Raw genomic sequence first — 20,106 nt, forward strand, 5'->3', positions numbered from 1 at the left:
TATGTTTAGAGTCAAGTCTTAGTACCTGGTATTATACTTTCGATGGACTTGATGAATAAGGAGGTCTGCTTCATGGCGCCGGAAGTGAATACTCGTCAGAAGACGAGGCATGAGTCCCTCGGACTCTCGGATGAACAGGCGGTTGACATGTACCGGAAGATGCGGCTTGCCCGCATGTACGATGAACGGGCGCTGCTGCTGCAGCGGGCGGGAAAAATCAATTTTCACGTGTCCGGTATCGGTCAGGAAGCTGCCCAGATCGGTGCGGCATTTGCATTGGATAAGGAGAAAGACTATTTTTTACCCTATTACCGCGATTACGGATTCGTCTTATCCGTCGGTATGACTATAAGAGAATTGATGCTGGCCATTTTTGCCAAGGCGGAGGATCCGAACAGCGGCGGCCGGCAGCTGCCGGGCCATTTCGGCTGCAAGCGTCTTCGCATTGTCACCGGATCCAGTCCGGTGGCGACGCAGGTGCCGCATGCCGTTGGCATTGCGCTTGCGGCGAAGATGCGCCGCGAAGAAGCGGTTTCCTTCGTCACGCTGGGCGACGGATCGAGCAACCAGGGCGATTTCCATGAGGGGTGCAACTTCGCAGGCGTGCATAAGCTGCCGATGATCGTGATGGTAGAGAACAACCAGTATGCCATCTCCGTCCCTCTGGACAAGCAGGTGGCGGGACGCATCAGCGACCGGGCGCTCGGCTACGGCTTCCCGGGCGTGCGCGTTGACGGCTGCGATGTGCTGGAAATATACCGTGCAGTCAAGGAAGCACGCGAGCGGGCGCTACGGGGCGAAGGGCCAACCCTTATCGAGGCCGTCATGTACCGGCTGACTCCGCATTCGACTTCGGACAATGATATGGTATATCGTACGAAGGAAGAAGTGGACATGAACTGGAAGAACGACGCGCTGCCTCGCTACAAGGCGTATTTGATGGAATGCGGCCTCTGGTCGGAGGAAGAGGACGCGCAGCTGATCGCGGACATAAAATCGATGATGGATCGCGACATTGCCTACGCCGAGCAGGCTTCCTTCCCGGCTGGCGAAGAGGCGCTGCGGCACGTCTATGCGGAGGAGGAATCAGGCACATGGCAGTAATCGATTATATTGACGCTATACGAACGGCGATGAAGGAAGAGATGGAACGGGATGCCGACGTATTCGTGCTCGGCGAGGATGTCGGCGTCAAGGGCGGCGTCTTCACAACGACGAAGGGGCTGTATGAGCAATTCGGCGAATCGCGCTCGCTCGATACGCCGCTGGCCGAATCCGCGATCGCTGGTGTCGCGATCGGCGCCGCGATGGTCGGGATGAAGCCGATCGCTGAGATGCAGTATTCGGACTTCATGTTCCCGGCGACGAACCAGATCATTAGTGAAGCGGCGAAAATACGCTACCGTTCCAACAACGACTGGACCTGTCCAGTCGTCATTCGCGCCCCGATTGGCGGCGGGGTGGCTGGCGGACTGTACCATTCGCAATGTCCCGAATCGGTATTTTTCGGCACGCCCGGATTGAAGATCGTCGCTCCGGCTACACCATTTGACGCGAAGGGCTTGCTCATTGCGGCCATCCGTGATCCAGACCCGGTATTATACTTCGAGAATAAAAAATGTTATCGCATGATTAGCGGGGAAGTGCCGGAAGGCGATTATATCGTTCCGATCGGAGAAGCGAATGTCGTGCGCGAGGGGACGGATATTACCGTCATTGCGTACAGCCTCCCGGTCCATATGGCGATGCAGGCTGCGGATGAGCTGGCCAAGGAAGGAATCAGCGCGCATATTCTTGATCTGCGCACCATTCAGCCGCTGGATCGGGAAGCGATTCTCGAAGCGGTGGCGAAGACGGGCAAAGTGTTGATCATTCATGAAGACAACAAGTCGGGAGGCGTCGGCGCGGAGGTATCCGCTATTATTGCGGAAGAGCTTCTATTCGATCTGGACGCGCCGATCAAGAGACTGTGCGGCCCGGATATTCCGGCAGGCCCGTACAGCCCTCCGCTCGAGAAATTCTTTATGTTGAACAAGGATAAGGTCAAGGATGCCATGCGCGAGCTGGCGTTGTTCTAAGGACGGGAAGCGGCCGGACAGGCGAACGCCGGCACTGTGCTCTAGCATGCCGCAGATTCGCGGGTCCGGCCGGTTGTCAAGAACGGGAGTGAAAATCAATGTCTGATGTTAAAGGGAAAGAAATCACGATGCCGCAGTTGGCCGAATCGCTCGTTCAGGCTACGATCGGCAAATGGCTGAAGCAGCCTGGAGAATCATTCGAGGCGTATGAGCCGATCTGCGAAGTCATTACCGATAAAGTCGTCGCCGAGCTGCCGGCTACCGAAGCGGGCGTCATGGAACAGATTATCGCCCAAGAGGGCGAGACCGTCGCCGTCGGCGCCGTTATCTGCCGCGTCCGTGCGGACGCGGCAGCGGTTCCGGCAGGCGCAGAGTCAGAGCAGGCGGACAAGCCGGCCGCCGCGCAGGGCAGCGGTCAGGCGCCAGCTCCCGCCGGGCAAGATATGAGCGGGCGCTACTCACCTGCGGTTCAACGCCTGGCCTTCGAGCACGGCATCGATCTGGCCCGCTTGAAGGGCTCCGGCTTAGGCGGCCGGATTACACGGAAGGACGTGCTGGCGGCCGTCGAGTCAGGCACGCCTGCTGCGGCCGGTGGAGCAGGTGCGGGCGATCAGACGCATCGCCAAGCAGCCTCATCGCCTGCGGCTCAGCCTGCCGCGGCATCGCCCGCCGCAGCTTCGAATCCGCTGTCGGATGCGGCTCAGGTGCCGGTCCGCCATTCGGGGCTCCATTTGGCGGATTCGCCGCGCATACCGACCATCAAAGTAGAGGAAGCCGGCCGCGGAGAGACGTTCATTGATGTGACGCCTATCCGTCACACGATCGCGAGCCGGATGCGGCAAAGCGTCTCCGAGATTCCGCATGCGTGGACGATGATTGAAGTCGACGTGACGAATCTCGTGCTGCTGCGCAACAAGGTCAAGGACGAATTTATGCGCAAGGAAGGCTTCAATCTGACCTATCTCGCCTTTGTGCTGAAGGCTGTCGTCAACGCGATCAAGGATTATCCGATCATGAACTCGGTCTGGGCCGTTGACAAGATTATCGTCAAGCGAGACATCAACCTGTCGCTGGCGGTCGGCACGGAGGACTCGGTGCTGACGCCGGTCATCAAGCATGCGGATCAGAAGAACATTGCGGGCCTCGCCCGGGAAATCGACGAGCTGGCGCGCAAAACGCGCGAAGGACGGCTCAGACCCGATGATATGCAGGACGGAACCTTCACCGTGAACAATACGGGCTCGTTCGGCTCGATTCTGTCCTACCCGATTATCAACTACCCGCAGGCAGCGATTCTGACGTTCGAGTCGATCGTCAAGAAGCCGGTCGTTATCAACGACATGATCGCGGTTCGCTCGATGGCGAACATGTGCTTATCGCTCGATCACCGCATTTTGGACGGCGTCATCTGCGGCCGCTTCCTGCAGCGGGTGAAGGAGAATCTGGAAGGCTATACGCTCGATACGAAAGTATACTGAGCGAAGGAATCGGCATGAACGGCACGAGAGAAGACTTTTTACAGAAGAAGGCGATATCAGGATGAATGGAACGGCAGAATCGGGACAAGGCGGGAGAAGACTTCGTGTTCATCACCTGGGCTTCACCGACTATGGCGAAGCGTGGGAGCTGCAAAAAAGCATCGTGAAGCAGGTCGATAGCGGCGAGCGGGACGATACGCTGCTGCTGTTGGAGCATCCGCCGACCTATACGATTGGATCGCAGCGGCATCCGGAGCATTTGCTGCTGTCTCCCGAGCAATTGAAGGCGCAAGGCATCGCCGTCTATCAGATTGACCGCGGGGGGGATATCACCTATCACGGTCCGGGGCAGCTTGTCGGCTATCCGCTTCTTCTGCTCGAAGGGAAGCGGATCGACCTTCACGGCTACTTGCGCTCCCTGGAGGAAGCGATCATTCGGCTTCTCGCTTCGTTCGGGATCGAGGGAAGCCGCAAGCCGGAATATACGGGCGTCTGGGTCGGCGACATGAAGCTGGCGGCTATTGGCGTCAAGTTCAATAAATGCAGCCGGCACCGGGGCTTCGTTACGAGCCACGGATTCGCCCTGAACGTCAAGAGCGGCATCCAGGCAGGCGGCTTCAGCGGCATCGTGCCGTGCGGAATCAGCGAGTATGGAGTCACTTCTCTGGAGGACTGCACAAGCATGGAATTTACGGTAGAGGACGTCGGCAGGCTGCTTCTGCCTCACTTGGCCGAGGTGCTGGAGTACGATGAGGCGATCGTCGAGCCATTGGAGGCTCGGAGCAGGTAGAAGCGAGTGCAGGCGGAGTGAGTTCCCGCCACAGCATGGGCGGAATGGTCATGAATGGAGCGGAGGAACGCAGGGTGCACGGGAATAGCGGGAGGACAGGCGTCCTGTCGGGCACAGCCTGTCCCTCCCATTCCGGATGCTGCCGCTGTCAGCCGAATAACAACGGCTCGATCAGTACGAGCGCAGTGGACACAAGCATGGCCGCCAGCATCAGATAGACGATAATTTTGAACCACTTTTTGGATTGCATGTAACGGGTAAGCTCCTTTCTTCAGCAATAGCTGAATTTCAGATCATACCCTTATTGTAACGAACAATTCGTCAGGAGGAAAGCGAATATGGTTCAACAGGATAGAGTAGTGAAGCACTTTATGGAGTTGGTGCAGGTGGATAGCGAGACGAAAAACGAGCGCGGAATCTGCGATGTGCTGAAGCAGCAGTTCGAAGCGCTCGGTTTGCAGGTGACTGAGGACGATACGGCTCCGGTGACAGGGCATGGCGCAGGGAACCTGATCGTGAACTGGCCGGCCACGCCGGGACAGGAAGGCAGCACACGCTTGTTCTTCACCTCCCATATGGATACGGTCAAGCCGGGCAACGGCATTCGCCCGCAGCTCGGAGAGGATGGATACATACGCAGCGACGGCACCACGATTCTTGGCTCGGACGATAAAGCAGGTCTGGCGGCCATGTTCGAAGCCATTCGTGTCATCACGGAGACGAATCGTCCGCACGGACAGGTTCAATTCGTGATTACGGTGGGCGAAGAATCCGGTCTCGTCGGGGCACGGGCTATGTCGGCCGAGCATCTTCAAGCCGATCTCGGCTTCGCGCTCGATTCGAATGGAGAGGTCGGTGCTATTGCGGTGGCGGCGCCTACCCAGGCGAAGATTTCGATGGAGATTATCGGGAAGTCCGCGCATGCCGGAGTTAATCCGGAGGACGGCATCAGCGCGATTCAGGTCGCCAGCAAGGCGATCGCGCGCATGCCGCTGGGGCGCATCGATCATGAGACGACGGCGAATATCGGCCGCTTCGAGGGCGGCGGCGCCACGAATATCGTCTGCGATTATGTGAAGCTGGATGCCGAAGCACGCAGCATCGTGCAGAGCAAGGTTGAAGCCCAGGTTCAGAAGATGAAGGTAGCGCTGGAGAGCGCGGCGGCCGAGTACGGCGCACGTGCGGAATTCAAGAGCGATATCGTCTATCCGGCGTTCAATTTTACGGAAAAGGATGAAGTCGTGAAGCTGGCGCAGCGCGCCATCGAGCGAATCGGCTCCGTGTCCCGCCTGTTCCATTCCGGCGGCGGCAGCGACGCCAATATCTTTAACGGCATGGGCGTGCCGACGGTCAATCTGGCCGTAGGCTACGAAGATATCCATACGACGAGCGAACGCATTCACGTATCCGATCTGGTACGGACGAGCGAACTGGTCGTTGCCTTGATCGAAGAGGCAGCGAAGGCGTAAGCGGCCGAGCGATTCGGATGGAAGCCTGCCGTGTCGGACCGAGCCGGGAGCAGATCGGCGCCCGAACCGGCGGGGCAGGCGTCCGGGCCGCGAAGCGGCCAGCTGAAGGAGGAGAGACGATTGTCCTTCATTCATCATTCCTCGATGTTCGATTTTCAATATCACAATACGGCGCCTTACGAGACGCCGTATTTCCATTCTCATGCCAATTATGAGATTTATCTGTTCCATTCCGGCCATGTTCATTATTTGATCGGCGATCAGATCTATCTCCTTCAGCCGGGAGATCTGATTCTGATGCATGGCTTGACGCTGCATCGGCCGAATATCGACACCCGTTATCCGTATATCCGCTCCATCATTCACTTTGATCCGCGATATGTGGAGGCGATCCATGCGGCAGGCGATACCGCTCAGGAGCTGCTGCGCCCGTTCCGGGACTTGAAGTACGCCCGCTTGCGGCTGTCCGAAGGGCAGCTAGAGGAGGCGATGCAACTGCTCGATCGCATAAGCCTGATGGAAGGGCGCGGGGACTTCGTTGGCGTTCAGCGGCAGCGGCTTGCTTTTCTCGAGTTGCTGTACTGTATCTATGATTGGTGTCAGGAGCCGCTGGCGGAACGATCGGCCGAGGGGGAGCCCGAAATCCGCGTGCAGGAGGCGATACAGGTCATCGAAGGCTGCTATCAAGAGGAGATTACGCTGGAGGAGATCGCCAGCCGCCTGCATATGAACAAGCATTATCTCAGCAAAGTATTCAAAGAAGTGACCGGTACGACGGTATTCACGTATCTGTACCACCGCCGCATCAATCAGGCGAAGATCTGGTTTTTGACCGAACCGGATTGGTCGGTAACCGAGGTGGCGATGCGGGCGGGCTTCAAGCATTTATCGCATTTCTCCCGCCTGTTCAAGCAAATGGTCGGGTGTTCGCCGGATCAATACCGCAAGCAGCTTCAAGCTTCCGAGTCAGGGTAACCTGGAACGGAAGCTTTTTTGTATGGGCGGCGCGAATAAAGGATGGTTGTCTCCAGCAGGCGCCGCCGCCATCCGTGGAATGCCAACCACAGTTAAATGAGCCCCGGAAACGATTAATCCGATGAAAGCGCACTCAACTCGTCTTGTGATACGCTACGTACAAATGCAACCGTTCCGGCTGCGTTCCAGCTATTTATTCGTTAGTTAAGGAGGAAACGCGAGTGGATACCGTACGAATTGGCGTCATTGGATTAGGAAACATGGGGAGCGCGCATGCGAAGTGCATTGCGCGCGGCGAGATAACAGGGGCGGTATTAAGCGCTGTCTGCGACACCATTCCCGGCCGTAGGGAATGGGCGAAGTCCGAATTGGGGGAGCATATCCCGTGTTATTCGACAGAGGAAGAGATGCTGTCTTCCGGGACGATCGATGCCGCCCTGATCGCGACGCCTCATTACCATCACCCGCAATCGGCTATCAACGCCTTCGAGCAAGGTCTGCACGTCCTGATTGAGAAGCCGGCTGGGGTCTATACGAAGCAGGTGCGGGAGATGAATGAGCGGGCGGCGCGAAGCGGCAAAGTGTTCGGCATCATGTACAATCAGCGCAGCCAGCCTATGTATCAGAGGCTTCGCGATCTGATTCACTCGGGAGAGCTGGGCGAGATCCGGCGGACGAACTGGATTATTACGAACTGGTACCGGCCGCAGAGCTATTATAATTCGGGCGGCTGGCGCGCGACCTGGGCGGGCGAAGGCGGCGGCGTGCTCATCAATCAGGATCCGCACCAGCTTGATCTGTGGCAATGGACGACCGGCCTTGTGCCGAAGCGGATGCGGGCGTTCTGCCGCTTCGGGCATTACCGGGACATCGAGGTCGAGGACGATGTGACCGCCTATGTGGAATACGAGAACGGAGCGAGCGGCGTATTCGTGACGACGACCGGCGAAGCACCGGGCACAAATCGCTTCGAGATCACCGGGGATCGGGGCAAGGTTGTCATTGAGAACGGGAAGCTGACGTTTTGGCGGCTGCGGGTATCTGAGCCGGAATTCAACAGGCAGTATGAAGGCATGTTCGGACAGCCCGAATGCTGGAAATGCGATATTCCCGTTCATGGACAGGGCGGCGAGCACCGCTACATTATTCAGAACTGGGCCGACGCGATCCGGACAGGCTCGCCGCTCCTTGCGCCGGGCGAGGAAGGCATCCACGGCCTGACGCTGTCGAATGCGATGCTGCTGTCGACCTGGACGGACAATTGGGTCACGTTCCCGCTGGACGAGGATCTGTTCCATGCGGAGCTGCAGAAGCGGATTGACCAGTCCCGCTATGCGGCCGATGCGCCGGAAGAGGTGCGGGCTCCTGCGGATATGAGCCGTTCATTCGGTTCATAGCCGGCTGTGGCCGACACGTCCGAATACGGCGCCTGGGTAAATGGGAGAAGGAGGTTGACTGTGGATGAACCAGGAAGAACAGGCGATTCGGCAGATGGCGCATGAGGTCGTGAAGCAATGCGCCGTCACCGACATGCATACCCATCTGTACGCCGAGAACTTCGGTTCCCTGCTGCTCTGGGGGATCGATGAGCTGTTGACGTACCATTACCTGATTGCCGAAATGTTCCGGCATTCCGCCGTTCCGGAGGAGACATTCTGGGGCTGGAGCAAGGAACAGCAGGCGAATCACGTGTTCCAGACCTTGTTCGTCGATCGCTCTCCCGTCAGCGAGGCGGCGATTGCGGTCGTTGGTATCTGTCAGCGGCTGGGCATGCCTATCGCAAGCCGGAGCATCGAGGCGCTCCGGGAAGCGTGGTCGAAGGTAAGCTTATCGGAGCATATCGATCATATTTTCCGATTGGCCAATATCAAGCAGGTCGTGATGACCAACGATCCGTTCGACCCGTTGGAGCGTCCGGTCTGGCAGGGCGGCGGAGTCCGGGATTCCCGGTTCCTGGCGGCGCTCCGGATCGATTCCTTGCTGCTGGACTGGGAATCGGCCTGTCCGAAGCTGCAGGCGGAAGGCTTGGCGGTGACGGCGGAATGGGGCGGTCCGGACGGCGAACAGAATATCCGCGAGGCGAGACGGTTCCTGAAGGAGTGGGCGGTGCGGATGAAGGCGGTCTATATTGCTGCCTCCTTGCCCGGAACGTTCCGGTATCCGGACGACGGGTGGAGCAGCCGCATCCTCGACGAGGCGGTCATTCCGGTCTGCCGGGAGTTGAATCTGCCGCTGGCGCTCATGATCGGAGTCAAGCGCCAGGTCAATCCGGCCTTGCGGCTCGCGGGAGACCGCGGGGAGCGGACCGACATCGGCATGCTGGAGCGGCTGCTTGTCCGCCATCCGTCCCAGCGGTTCATGGTTACCCTGCTCGCCCGCGAGAATCAGCATGAGCTGGCCGTGCTGGCGCGCAAGTTCCGCAATCTGCTGCCTTTCGGCTGCTGGTGGTTCCTGCATACCGAATCGATGATTGCGGAGATGACCCGGATGCGCACCGAACTGCTCGGCACCTCCTATATTCCGCAGCATTCGGATTGCCGGGTGCTGGAGCAGTTGCTTACGAAGTGGGACTACTCGCGCCGCACCATCGCGGAAGTATTGGCTCATCAATATATCCGTCTCGCGCGGGACGGATGGACGGTGTCGCGAGAAGAGATGGAACGGGATGCGGATGAATGGTTCAACTGTCAATTCCGGACGTTTGCCGGCATCGCGCCGGCCGGAGCGTCAGGATGAGCAAGGAGGATGAATATGTCGCAGTGGTTTGATTTGCACGGCAAGACCGCGGTGATTGCCGGAGGAACGAGCACGCTGGGCCGCTCGATGGCCGAGGCCTTGGCCGCGCATGGCGCCCAAGTCGCCATCATCGGGCGCAAGGCGGATGCAACTGCTGAAGTGGTGGCGCAGTTGGCCGAGGCGGGAGGTAAAGCCCAGGCGTTCCTGGGCGATATGACGGACGGGCGCGATATCGAGCGCGTCCACGCGGAAGTGATACAGCGCTACGGGAAGGTCGATGTGCTGCTGTACTGTCCCGGAGTGAACAGCGCGACCCCGTTCTTCGAGCTGGAGATGGAAGAATGGGACCATATTATGAACGTTAATGTCAAGGGCGCCATCCGGATTTGCCAGCAGTTCGGGCAATCGATGATCGGGGGCGCCAGCGGAGGCTCTATCATTCTCATTTCCTCCGTCTCGTCGGATCCGCCGTTATCCCGCGTGTTTACCTATTCTATGTCGAAGGCGGCCTTGAACAGCATGACCAAATATTTGGCCCGTGAATTCGCTCCTCACGGCGTCAGGGTCAATGCCATCATCCCCGGCTTCTTCCCGGCGGAGCAGAACCGGGCGATCCTGTCCCCGGAGCGGGTGGAAGCGATTATGAGGCATACGCCAATGGGACGGTTCGGCACCCCCGAGGAGCTGCAAGGGACTGCCGTCTGGCTGGCGTCGGAGCGGGCTTCGGGCTTTGTGACCGGCGCTTTGATCCGGGTCGATGGCGGCTTCGGCGCGATGACGATCTAAAGGCTTGCCCGGCGCATCCGAGAATCGAACTGAACATGAGAGAATCGTACTGAACATGATCTGCGAGGAGCGGAAGGAAGCTTATGCTGCAATACACCAATGAACACAGCAAGCAATTTCAAATCACGGTCTCTATATGAAGGAGGACGCATCTATGAAATGGTCTGTCTTTACCGTAGCCGTTCCCGATCTATCGGTGGAACAAGTCATTCCGGCAGCAGTTGATGCCGGACTGCATGGAATCGAATGGCGCTGTTCCCCAAGCCCGGCGGAAGCGAGGAACCAGCCGCCATCCTTCTGGGGCAATAATCTGTGCACCATCGAGCCCGGAACCGCTCCGGAGGTGCTTCAGGGCCTGCGGGGGCAGATGCGCGAGCATGGCCTTGACAGCACCGCCGTTATGCCCTACTTGAAGGTCGGAGATGTGGAGGCGGCGGAAGAAGTGATGCGCATTGCCCAGGCGCTGGGCGCACCGCTGATGCGCATCGGCGTCCATGGCTATAACCGGAGCCGGCCTTACAGCGAGCTGTATGACGACCAGATGGAATACGTGGCGAAGCTCGTGCCGCTGCTGAAGCAATATGGCATCCGGGGACTGATCGAGACGCATCATATGACGATCGCGCCAAGCGCAAGCGCGGCATACCGGATCGCGTCTTCCTTCGACCCGGAACATATCGGTGTGCTGTTCGACCCCGGCAATATGGTGTTCGAGGGGTATGAGAATCACCGCATGGGCCTGGAAATGCTGGGTCCGTACTTGGCACATGTCCATGTCAAAAATGCGGATGTCGCGGCAGCACGGGAAAATAACGGCCCGAAGCTGGAATGGTCGCCGCTGGAGCGGGGCTTCGTCCGCTGGCAGCAGGTGATGGAGGACTTGGCCGCTGTCGGTTATGACGGCTATTGCGGGGTAGAAGATTTCAGCGGCATCCATTCATCAGGCGAGATGCTGCGCAGCTTCGTCTCCCTGATGAAGGAGCTTGCGCATGGAGCCGCTGCCCGTCAGGAAGCCGGAAGTGGCGGAGGGAATTCACGATGAACCGTACTGACGGCATGCGCTACGCCCCGGAAGGCAAGCCGAACCCGGTATGCGGGCCGGGAGAATTTGTGTTCGCGGCCATGGCGCTGGAGCATGGGCATATTTACGGCATGTGCAACGGCTTGGTCGAAGCGGGAGCCACCTTGAAATGGGTCTATGATCCCGATCCCGCCAAGGTAGAAGCTTTTCAGGCCCGTTACCCCGGCGTGCGGGCCGCCCTCTCGGAGGCGGAGATTTTGGAGGATCCCGAGGTGCGGCTCATCGCCGCGGCTGCCGTTCCGGCGGACCGGTGCGCTCTCGGGCTTCGGGCGATGGAGCACGGCAAGGATTACTTTACGGACAAGACGCCGTTCACGTCGTTCGAGCAGCTGGAAGCGGCGCGCTGCGCCGTCGCCGATACGAAGCAGAAGTATATGGTCTACTACAGCGAACGGCTGCATTCGGAGAGCGCTGTATATGCCGGACAGCTGATTCAGGAGGGAGCGATCGGCAGAGTGCTGCAGGTGATGGGAACGGGACCGCATCGGCTGCAGGCGCAGCAGCGTCCGGCCTGGTTTTTCGAGAAGGAGCGTTACGGCGGGATATTATGCGATATCGGCAGTCATCAGGCCGAGCAATTTCTGTACTACGCGGGCTGCCGCGATGCGAAGGTGCTGCACAGCAAGGTGGCTAATTACGCGCATCCCGAATATCCGGAGATCGAGGACTTTGGAGACGCCATGCTGCTGGGGGATAACGGAGCCACCAATTATTTCCGGGTCGACTGGTTCACGCCGGACGGCCTCGGCACATGGGGAGACGGCCGCACTGTCATCCTCGGCACGGACGGCTATATCGAGCTGCGCAAATATATCGATGTCGCCCGATCCAACACTCCGGATCATGTCTATCTGGTCAATCATGAGGGAGAACGGCATATTCCGGTGTCCGGCAAGGTCGGATTCCCTTTCTTCGGGGAGCTGATTCTCGATTGCCTTCACCGGACGGAGCGGGCCATGACGCAGCAGCATGCGTTCAAGGCGGCCGAGCTGGCGCTGGCGGCACAGGCGAATGCGATCGTCATTCCGAATCCATCAGGAAAAGGAGGCGAAGAGCTTGGAATTAACGTTCCGCTGGTATGGCGCGGATGACCCGGTCCGGCTTGAATATATTCATCAGATTCCGGGGATGCAAGGCATCGTGTCGGCCGTCTATGACGTTCCGGTTGGTGAGGTGTGGCGCCGGGAACGGATTCGCGGCCTGAAGGAGACGGTGGAGGCGCACGGCTTGCGGCTCGCCGTCATCGAGAGCGTTCCGGTGCATGAAGGTATCAAGCTGGGGCTGGCCGGACGGGATCGGTATATCGACAATTACATTGCGACGCTTCGCAATCTGGCGGCGGAAGGGATCCGAACGGTCTGCTACAACGTCATGCCGGTGTTCGATTGGACCCGCTCCAGGCTCGATCATGTCCTGCCGGACGGCTCCAGGACGCTTATCTATGAGGATGACGTCATCCAACAGATGGATCCGGCGGACGGAACGCTGCGCCTTCCCGGCTGGGACACCAGCTATCTTGACGGGGAAGTCGGCCGCCTGTTCGAACGCTACCGTTCCATCGGCGAGGAGCAGTATTGGGAGAACATCGCTTATTTCGTCCAGCGGGTCATGCCGGAGGCGGCGGAGCTGGGGATGCGGATGGCGGTTCACCCGGATGATCCTCCATGGCCTATCTTCGGCTTGCCGCGAATTCTGGGCCGCGAGGAGCAGTTCGCCCGCTATTTGTCCCTGTTCGATCATCCGGCTCACGGCATGTGCTTCTGCACCGGCTCGCTCGGCTCTGATCCGGCCAATGATTTGCCGCATATGATCCGGCAATTCGGCCATGCGGGCCGCATTCATTTCGTTCATGCGCGGAACGTGCTGGTTACCGGGCACCACTCATTCCAGGAGACGGCGCATCTGTCGTCCGCCGGATCCGTCGACATGACGGCGGTAATGCGCGCGCTTGCGGATATCGGCTACACCGGGCCGCTGCGCTCGGATCACGGCCGCATGATCTGGGGCGAGCAGGGGCGTCCCGGCTACGGGCTGTATGACCGGGCGCTCGGCGCCGTTTACTTGAACGGCATTTGGGAAGCCGTGACGAAATGTTCTGATGCGGCGGGGGAGTCATAATCCCGCCAACGAAGACAAGGGTACGGATGAGGCGATGCACGCCTTGGTCCGTACCCTTTTGTCTTTGCAGCAAGCTTGGATAGGCCGCAAAGCAATGCTTCTCTATTTTTTGGCCCGGCTCTGTTGCTTTTGGAGAATCACGGACAATATGGCGTTACGGCCTTCCCGAATCATGAGCCTTCTCAGCTCGGCGCGAATTTCATAGCTTTTCCCGACGAGCAGCATATCCTGCTTCGAATAATATTGTTTCACGTCATTACCCTCATTTCGTTCGGACGAGCCGTTTTGGTATAATGAGTATGTTGCATCGAACGGAATTATGTATGCATAGCGATGGCTCAATCCGAAGGGGAACAGCCCCTGAAGGATGACCCAACCATTTGTTATAAGGGAGTGGCAGCGAGATGAGCGTGCAAGATGATGTCAATCAAGAAAAGAAACGCCCGTCGCTCGAAGAAGTGACGGTTGATACAACGACCATTTTCGAAGGGAAAATCATCGATCTACAGGTCGCTACGGTTACTTTACCCGATGGGACCACAGCAACTCGGGAAATTGTCCGCCATCCGGGCGCGGTCGCGGTGCTGGCGATCAAGGACGGGCGTATGCTCGTCGTCGAGCAGTACCGCAAGCCGCTTGAACGGACGCAGGTCGAGATTCCGGCAGGCAAGCTGGACGCGGGCGAGCGGCCGGAGGATGCGGCCAAGCGGGAGCTGGAGGAGGAGACGGGCTACCGGGCAGCTTCCCTGATTCCGCTCGGGGCGTTCTCGACCTCTCCCGGCTTCGCGGATGAGATTATCTATCTGTATGCGGCGGATGACTTGGAAGAAGGCGTAATGAAGCCGGACGAAGACGAGTTCCTCGAGGTGAGCGCGCTGACGATGGACGAAGCATTCGAGGCGATGCGCCAGGGCCGAATCGGCGACGCGAAGACGATACAAGCGCTCTATGCATGGAAAATATACGAGATGACGGGCTCATGGCCGGTATAATTACGTCCGCGGAAGGCTCCCAGTTCACCGGCATGCGCGTCTTCGGAGATTTCCATATCCATATCGGGAGCACGTCCCGCGGCGCACCCTGCAAGATGAGCGCAAGCCGGGATCTGACGTTCGAGGCGATTGCGAAGGAAGCGTCGGAGCGCAAAGGCCTGCACCTGATAGGGATTATCGATGCGCACGCGCCGGGCGTACAGGAGGATATCGCTGCCTTGCTTGAGCGGGGAGAGATGGAGGAGCTGGCCGACGGCGGCATCCGCTACCGGAACACGACGCTGCTCCTGGGCACCGAGCTTGAAATCCGTGCGGAAGGACTCGGCATGGCGCATGTGCTGTGCTATCTTCCCAGCTTCGATGCGATGCGTCATTTCTCGGCGTGGGTGTCGCCTTACGTAACCAATATGAATCTGTCTTCTCAACGGGTATACGTATCGGGACAGGCACTGCAGGAGCAGACGGCCGCTCACGGTGGCATATTCATTCCTGCGCATGTATTCACGCCGTTCAAGAGCATCTACGGCAACTGCTCTGAGCGGATGGCGGATGTATTGGACATGGAGCTTATCGATGCGGTGGAACTGGGCCTGAGCGCCGACACCGAGATGGCCGGTCTGATCTCCGAATTGGATCGCTACACGCTGCTGACGAATTCAGATGCCCATTCGCTGCGCAAGATTGCCCGGGAGTACAACCAATTGACTGTAGCCGAGCCCAGCTTCAAGGAGTGGGCATTGGCGCTTCAGAATCGGGACGGCCGGTGCGTCAATGCCAATTACGGGCTGAACCCGAGCCTGGGCAAGTATCATCGATCGCGCTGCATGGAGTGCGGATCCGTGCCCGAGGCGGCACAGCTTCCCGCGGCGTGTCCCGCCTGCGGCAGCGGCAAAATGGTGCAGGGCGTGCTCGATCGCATTCACGCTATCTCGGATCGGGACCATAGCCAGGTTCCTGCTCATCGCCCGCCGTATATTATGCAGGTTCCGCTGGAATTCATTCCGGGCGTCGGGCCCCGCACGCTGAACAAGCTGCTGGACCGGTTCGGCACCGAGATGGCGGTGCTGCATCAGGCGACCCCGGAGCAACTGGCGGAGACGGTCGGGGAGAAGACGGCGGAATATATCGTCAGGGCGCGATGCGGAGACCTGGTCTTGTCGAGCGGCGGCGGCGGGACCTACGGCAAAGTCGTCACTTAACGCCAAAGTCTGCCGCAGAGAACGAACGGCTCCCTCGTTCATATTCGGACGAGCCGCTGCATACAATGGAGTGACACAGAGCTGTGAGTCCATCGTATGGGAAAGGAGCCGTTCCCCTCATGAAGCCGGCATCATATTCGTTTCGCGCCCAACTTCATTTGTATCTCTTTGTCTCAATTTTGTTTTTGGTCGGCGTCGTGTTCGGGGCGCTGCTGGTTAATGCGTTGACGCTGGAGCAGCAGCAGGATCTGGGCAGTCATCTCGGCCACTTCTTCGTGATGCTGGACGGCGACAGTCCGGCGCCGGATCGGGCCGGGATGTTCACCGAATCCGCTTTGCTCTACAGCAAATGGATTGGGTTGATCGCGCTGCTGGGCTTTTCGATCGTCGGCTTCCCGCTTGTCCTCGTCCTTGTCTTTGCCAAAGGAATCTTCATCGGCTTCACGGTCGGTACGCTTATCGGCCAATATGGATGGAAGGGGATGCTGTTCGCCTTCGCTTCGGTCGCCCCGCATAATCTGCTGGCCATACCGCTCATTCTGATTGCCAGTGTCGCTTCGATTACGTTCGCGACGTATATATTGAAGAACCGGGTCTTCATGCCCAAGGTTCAGTCGCTGCGCGAGCCGCTAGGCCGCTTCGTTCTCGTGCAGACATCGGCGGCAGCCGGGATGGCCGTCGTCGCCGCCGTCATGACCTGGGTATCCCCCTCTTTGATGAAGCTGGCCGCGCCGCTGCTTGCCGGAACGGTATCCGGAGGATGAGACCCTTTTTCATTTGCTTAAATGATTTGACACTCATTGCATTCTCCCCCTATAATGATAGAAGCGAATAGAATTGCGGATTGGCGGGCAAGGGGGGAGATCATGGAAGCGCGTATTGAGAAGATCAAACAACAACTGCAATCCCAAGGGTACAAGCTGACACCCCAGCGTGAAGCAACCGTTCGCGTTCTTCTCGAGAACGAAGAGGATCACCTCAGCGCGGAAGATGTATTCATGCTAGTGAAGGAAAAGGCCCCTGAAATCGGTCTTGCCACCGTGTACCGGACATTGGAGCTGCTGAATGAGTTGCATGTGGTGGAAAAATTGAACTTCGGGGATGGTGTAGCCCGTTATGATTTGCGCGGCGACAACAACAAGCATCACCATCATCATTTGATCTGCGTCCAATGCGGTTCGATGCAAGAGATACAGGAAGACTGGCTAGGCCCGCTGGAAGAGCGACTTGAGAGGGAATTTCAATTCCACGTCGTCGACCATCGGCTTGACTTCCAGGGCATATGCCGGGAGTGCCAGGAGAAGGAGCGCCTTCGCAAGGAATCTTCATCGAACGATGAATCATAACATACAGCCTCGATGTCAACGACGTCGAGGCTTATTTAATCTGTGTTGGATGGAGTTTCTTGACAGATTTGCCGAACGTTGCTTCCTTGGGGCGGCTGTTGCCGCCTTCCGGCATGCTCCCGGCAGGCCAGCTGCGGCTGCGGACGGAGCGGGCTGCCGCGAAGGAGTCAGCTTCTTCTTCACCGGGCGTCCTGCTGTAAACGCTACCGGCAGGGCGAGATGGGCTGATTCATCTGCATGGTGCTTGGCCTTTGCCGTAAACGCGACTGCCTTCTGCGCATTGATGAGTCCCGCGCCTTGGGCCGTAACCGCTTCCCCGCGCAATCGCTGGGAAGTATGAATCAGCGCGCAGCGAATCTGCTCCGGCAGCATGCCGGGACAAGCGGCCAGCATCAATCCGGCTGTGCCCGAGACATGCGGCGCCGCCATCGAGGTCCCGGACTCTTCGACGAAGCCGCCCTTATAGCTCGTTGAACAGATGTCTGCGCCGGGGGCTGCGATATCGATTCCTATGCCGCGGCTGCTGAAGCTGGCAATGCAGTTGAGCCTGTCGGTCGCCGCGACCGCGATAACTTCGGGATAGATCGCCGGCTCATCGATCGCTTCGGCATCCTTGCCGTTATTGCCGGCGGAAGCGACGATAACGATGCCTTGGCGGTGGGCGCGGCGGATCGTGTTGCGCAGCAGCTTGCTGGGGCCGTTCAGACCCAGGCTCAGATTGATGACATCCATGCGGTTCCGAATACACCATTCCACACCTTCTACGATATCGGATACATACCCTTCGCCTTTTTCATCTAGTGCTTTGACTGCATACAGCTCCGCTTCGGGAGCTGTGCCGTACAGGAGATGTCCTCTGCCGAGCGCGGCGGCCGTACCTGCCACATGAGTGCCGTGGCCGTTGTCGTCGTGATAGGGTGCCCCTGGGCGAATCGTGTTGATCCCCCCGGAGATGCGAAGATCCGGATGGGGCGAGATACCTGTATCGACAATCGCAATTCGAATGCCCTTGCCCCGGGTTTCCGGCCAGGCTTTGGGCGCCTGAATCCGCTTGACACCCCATGGAATTTGCTGCATAGAAGCTGTGTGACCTTTGGCTGTGGAATGGTTCCGCTTCATGGAACGAAGTCTAGTAGTAGAAGAAGAACACCGACCCCGACCAACCGCATGAGCCCGCACACGGGCATCATTCTCGATTCTGCGGATGCTGGGATGCTTCATTAATTCGGCCAGCTTGGCATGAGGATGAACATTACAGCATAGCATGAAGGCTGACTTTACCTGCTTCAAGGGAACGATGCCCTGCTTTTTCAACTCGCGAACGCACACATTGAAGCTTTTTCGATCCTTTAGCACGATGATTTTCCGTACCGTGTGCCGGGCAGGCTTCCCGTGCACGACGGCTTGTAACATGCGGGTTAAGTTGCGCATGCCGTACCGTCCTCCCGTTCCATTCAGGATAGGTTCCGTGCCTCCCTATAGGGACACACGATTAGAGTATGGGAACGAAGGGAAGACGGTGATGCCTGAGCGATGCATTTGTCGCATGAATGGATAATGGCGCGCTTGCCTGGACAAGACCAATATTGTTCATTAGGGAGGATATTCAGTATGAAGATTGGAGTGCCTAAAGAAATCAAAACGAATGAGCGCCGCGTCGCCTTGACCCCTTCGGGAGCCCACGCGCTTGTGCAGGACGGTCATCAGGTCATCGTGGAGCGGGGAGCCGGTGTAGGCAGCGGTTTTGAGGATGAGGAATATGTCCGGGTCGGCGCTGCGATTGCGCCGGATGCCGCGGCCGTATGGGGTGAATCGGAACTGATTGTCAAGGTTAAGGAACCGCTGCCGGAGGAGACCCCCTTTTTCCGATCCAATCAAACACTGTTCACGTATCTTCATCTGGCAGCCGTTCCTTACCTGGCCAAGGCGCTTGTCCAATCCGGGGCGTGCTCCCTCGCTTATGAGACCGTGCAGCTCCCGAACGGCAAGCTGCCCCTGCTCACTCCGATGAGCGAGATCGCCGGCAAAATGTCCGTGCAAATCGGAAGCCATCTGCTCGAATCGTATGTAGGCGGACGGGGCGTACTTCTCGGCGGCGTGCCGGGTGTCCCGTCAGGGGAAGTCGTTATTATCGGCGGCGGGGCCGTCGGCACGAACGCGGCCAAAATTGCGCTTGGCATGGGGGCCCGTGTAACGATTCTCGACTTGAACATTGATCGGCTGCGGGAGCTGGACGATTTGTTCGAAGGACGGGTGACGACCGTTGTCTCTCAGCCGTTCTATGTGGAAGAGGCCGTCCGCCATGCGGATTTGCTGGTCGGAGCGGTTCTCGTGCCGGGCGCGAAGGCGCCTCGCATCGTGTCGGAAGATATGGTCAAGCAGATGAAGCCCGGTTCGGTTATTGTCGATGTCGCCATTGATCAAGGCGGCTCGATCGCGACGATGGATCGCGTGACGACGCACGAGCATCCGACCTTCGTCAAGCATGGCGTCATCCACTATGCGGTTGCCAATATGCCGGGCGCCGTGCCGCGCACCTCCACCCTGGCGTTGGCGCATGCTACGCTCCCGTATGTGCGGAAGCTGGCTTCATTGGGGTTGGAGGAAGCGATTCATCGCGCGCCTGAGCTGAGAGGCGGACTCACGACGTACGAAGGCGGCATCGTTCACCGGGTCGTCGCGGAAGCCCTTGGCTACGAGGCGCGTCCCGAGCCGTTCCCGTCCGTCTAACGCCGTTCATCCCGCTGGCATATCCTGTCCGCTTGTCTCATAAGTTACGAGTAGTGGGACGATTCGGATAAGGGGGACGTGTGAGGATGATCGTATCGCTTCGCAAAGTACTGAACCGGCTCAAGTTCGTGGCGCTTTTTTTGCTCTTGACGTATGCAATGGCCCACCTGCTGGGAAGCGTATCCGATTGGATATCTCCTGTCGATAAATATAGAGAGCCGCAGGGTAAAGCGGTGAAGGTGTTCCAGATTGAGGGGGCGACGGACATCGAGCCCCACACGTTCAAGGAACGCCTTCGCCTGTTTTATTGGCTGGGGGAATAACCGCG

At 58.6% G+C, this 20,106-nt stretch carries 21 protein-coding genes; 18 read left to right on the forward strand and 3 right to left on the reverse strand.

The window, feature by feature from the left end; translation table 11 throughout:
- The first annotated feature begins 72 nt into the window (after window positions 1-72).
- From DQX05_RS11640 to lipB, 4 genes are all read left to right on the forward strand, one after another.
- Window positions 73-1,104, forward strand: a complete 1,032-nt coding sequence (locus DQX05_RS11640; RefSeq protein ID WP_119793695.1) for a thiamine pyrophosphate-dependent dehydrogenase E1 component subunit alpha — start codon at window positions 73-75, stop codon at window positions 1,102-1,104.
- On the forward strand, window positions 1,095-2,078 hold the full coding sequence (locus DQX05_RS11645; RefSeq protein WP_119793697.1) for an alpha-ketoacid dehydrogenase subunit beta: 984 nt from the start codon (window positions 1,095-1,097) through the stop codon (window positions 2,076-2,078). The genes DQX05_RS11640 and DQX05_RS11645 overlap by 10 nt, the downstream gene beginning before the upstream one ends.
- 98 nt (window positions 2,079-2,176) lie before the next feature.
- Window positions 2,177-3,556, forward strand: coding sequence for a dihydrolipoamide acetyltransferase family protein (locus tag DQX05_RS11650; protein WP_119793699.1), 1,380 nt, complete (start codon window positions 2,177-2,179; stop codon window positions 3,554-3,556).
- A 61-nt stretch (window positions 3,557-3,617) separates the two neighbouring features.
- Window positions 3,618-4,346, forward strand: coding sequence for a lipoyl(octanoyl) transferase LipB (gene lipB, locus DQX05_RS11655; RefSeq protein ID WP_119793701.1), 729 nt, complete (start codon window positions 3,618-3,620; stop codon window positions 4,344-4,346).
- 148 nt (window positions 4,347-4,494) lie between these two features.
- Here lipB and prli42 read toward each other — a convergent pair whose 3' ends face one another.
- Complete coding sequence (gene prli42 / locus DQX05_RS11660; RefSeq protein ID WP_119793702.1) at window positions 4,495-4,596, reverse strand: stressosome-associated protein Prli42; 102 nt, start codon at window positions 4,594-4,596, stop codon at window positions 4,495-4,497.
- Between the two features lie 88 nt (window positions 4,597-4,684).
- On the opposite strand from prli42, the gene DQX05_RS11665 reads away from it, so the two are divergent.
- The 8 genes from DQX05_RS11665 (at window position 4,685) to DQX05_RS11700 (ending at window position 13,511) form a co-directional block, all read left to right on the forward strand.
- Complete coding sequence (locus DQX05_RS11665) at window positions 4,685-5,815, forward strand: M20/M25/M40 family metallo-hydrolase (protein WP_119793704.1); 1,131 nt, start codon at window positions 4,685-4,687, stop codon at window positions 5,813-5,815.
- A 30-nt stretch (window positions 5,816-5,845) separates the two neighbouring features.
- A complete protein-coding gene (locus tag DQX05_RS11670; RefSeq protein ID WP_259391924.1) occupies window positions 5,846-6,790 on the forward strand; it encodes a helix-turn-helix transcriptional regulator in 945 nt (314 codons plus the stop codon).
- Window positions 6,791-7,011: 221 nt separating this feature from the next.
- A complete protein-coding gene (locus DQX05_RS11675) occupies window positions 7,012-8,187 on the forward strand; it encodes a Gfo/Idh/MocA family protein (protein WP_119793706.1) in 1,176 nt (391 codons plus the stop codon).
- A gap of 64 nt (window positions 8,188-8,251) precedes the next feature.
- Window positions 8,252-9,526, forward strand: a complete 1,275-nt coding sequence (locus DQX05_RS11680; RefSeq protein WP_119793708.1) for a glucuronate isomerase — start codon at window positions 8,252-8,254, stop codon at window positions 9,524-9,526.
- Window positions 9,527-9,541: 15 nt separating this feature from the next.
- A complete protein-coding gene (locus DQX05_RS11685; RefSeq protein WP_397335308.1) occupies window positions 9,542-10,312 on the forward strand; it encodes an SDR family oxidoreductase in 771 nt (256 codons plus the stop codon).
- Window positions 10,313-10,466: 154 nt separating this feature from the next.
- Window positions 10,467-11,354, forward strand: a complete 888-nt coding sequence (locus DQX05_RS11690) for a sugar phosphate isomerase/epimerase family protein (RefSeq protein WP_119793712.1) — start codon at window positions 10,467-10,469, stop codon at window positions 11,352-11,354.
- Complete coding sequence (locus tag DQX05_RS11695) at window positions 11,351-12,484, forward strand: Gfo/Idh/MocA family protein (RefSeq protein WP_119793714.1); 1,134 nt, start codon at window positions 11,351-11,353, stop codon at window positions 12,482-12,484. Before DQX05_RS11690 ends, DQX05_RS11695 begins: the two co-directional genes overlap by 4 nt.
- Entirely contained in the window at window positions 12,450-13,511 is a 1,062-nt protein-coding gene (locus DQX05_RS11700; RefSeq protein ID WP_119793757.1) for a mannonate dehydratase, read from the forward strand. Before DQX05_RS11695 ends, DQX05_RS11700 begins: the two co-directional genes overlap by 35 nt.
- 102 nt (window positions 13,512-13,613) lie before the next feature.
- Here DQX05_RS11700 and DQX05_RS30680 read toward each other — a convergent pair whose 3' ends face one another.
- Window positions 13,614-13,763, reverse strand: a complete 150-nt coding sequence (locus tag DQX05_RS30680; protein ID WP_182914712.1) for a hypothetical protein — start codon at window positions 13,761-13,763, stop codon at window positions 13,614-13,616.
- Between the two features lie 152 nt (window positions 13,764-13,915).
- On the opposite strand from DQX05_RS30680, the gene DQX05_RS11705 reads away from it, so the two are divergent.
- From DQX05_RS11705 to fur, 4 genes are all read left to right on the forward strand, one after another.
- Window positions 13,916-14,503: an NUDIX domain-containing protein gene (locus tag DQX05_RS11705; protein WP_119793716.1), complete on the forward strand. Its 588-nt coding sequence runs from the start codon at window positions 13,916-13,918 to the stop codon at window positions 14,501-14,503.
- Window positions 14,491-15,702: an endonuclease Q family protein gene (locus tag DQX05_RS11710; protein WP_119793718.1), complete on the forward strand. Its 1,212-nt coding sequence runs from the start codon at window positions 14,491-14,493 to the stop codon at window positions 15,700-15,702. The genes DQX05_RS11705 and DQX05_RS11710 overlap by 13 nt, the downstream gene beginning before the upstream one ends.
- 119 nt (window positions 15,703-15,821) lie before the next feature.
- Entirely contained in the window at window positions 15,822-16,466 is a 645-nt protein-coding gene (gene spoIIM / locus DQX05_RS11715) for a stage II sporulation protein M (RefSeq protein ID WP_119793719.1), read from the forward strand.
- A gap of 102 nt (window positions 16,467-16,568) precedes the next feature.
- Complete coding sequence (gene fur, locus DQX05_RS11720; RefSeq protein ID WP_006676796.1) at window positions 16,569-17,048, forward strand: ferric iron uptake transcriptional regulator; 480 nt, start codon at window positions 16,569-16,571, stop codon at window positions 17,046-17,048.
- Between the two features lie 15 nt (window positions 17,049-17,063).
- Here fur and DQX05_RS11725 read toward each other — a convergent pair whose 3' ends face one another.
- Window positions 17,064-18,479, reverse strand: coding sequence for a S8 family peptidase (locus DQX05_RS11725; protein ID WP_119793721.1), 1,416 nt, complete (start codon window positions 18,477-18,479; stop codon window positions 17,064-17,066).
- A gap of 180 nt (window positions 18,480-18,659) precedes the next feature.
- Between DQX05_RS11725 and ald the strand changes: the two genes are divergently transcribed.
- Both ald and DQX05_RS11735 read left to right on the forward strand, forming a co-directional pair.
- The gene (gene ald / locus DQX05_RS11730) at window positions 18,660-19,778 is read left to right on the forward strand and encodes an alanine dehydrogenase (protein ID WP_119793722.1); all 1,119 of its coding nucleotides are present in this window, start codon (window positions 18,660-18,662) and stop codon (window positions 19,776-19,778) included.
- A gap of 86 nt (window positions 19,779-19,864) precedes the next feature.
- A complete protein-coding gene (locus DQX05_RS11735) occupies window positions 19,865-20,101 on the forward strand; it encodes a DUF4227 family protein (RefSeq protein WP_119793724.1) in 237 nt (78 codons plus the stop codon).
- Window positions 20,102-20,106: the final 5 nt, after the last annotated feature.

This window comes from Paenibacillus thiaminolyticus, from assembly GCF_003591545.1.
Taxonomy (GTDB): Bacteria; Bacillota; Bacilli; order Paenibacillales; family Paenibacillaceae; genus Paenibacillus_B; species Paenibacillus_B thiaminolyticus_A.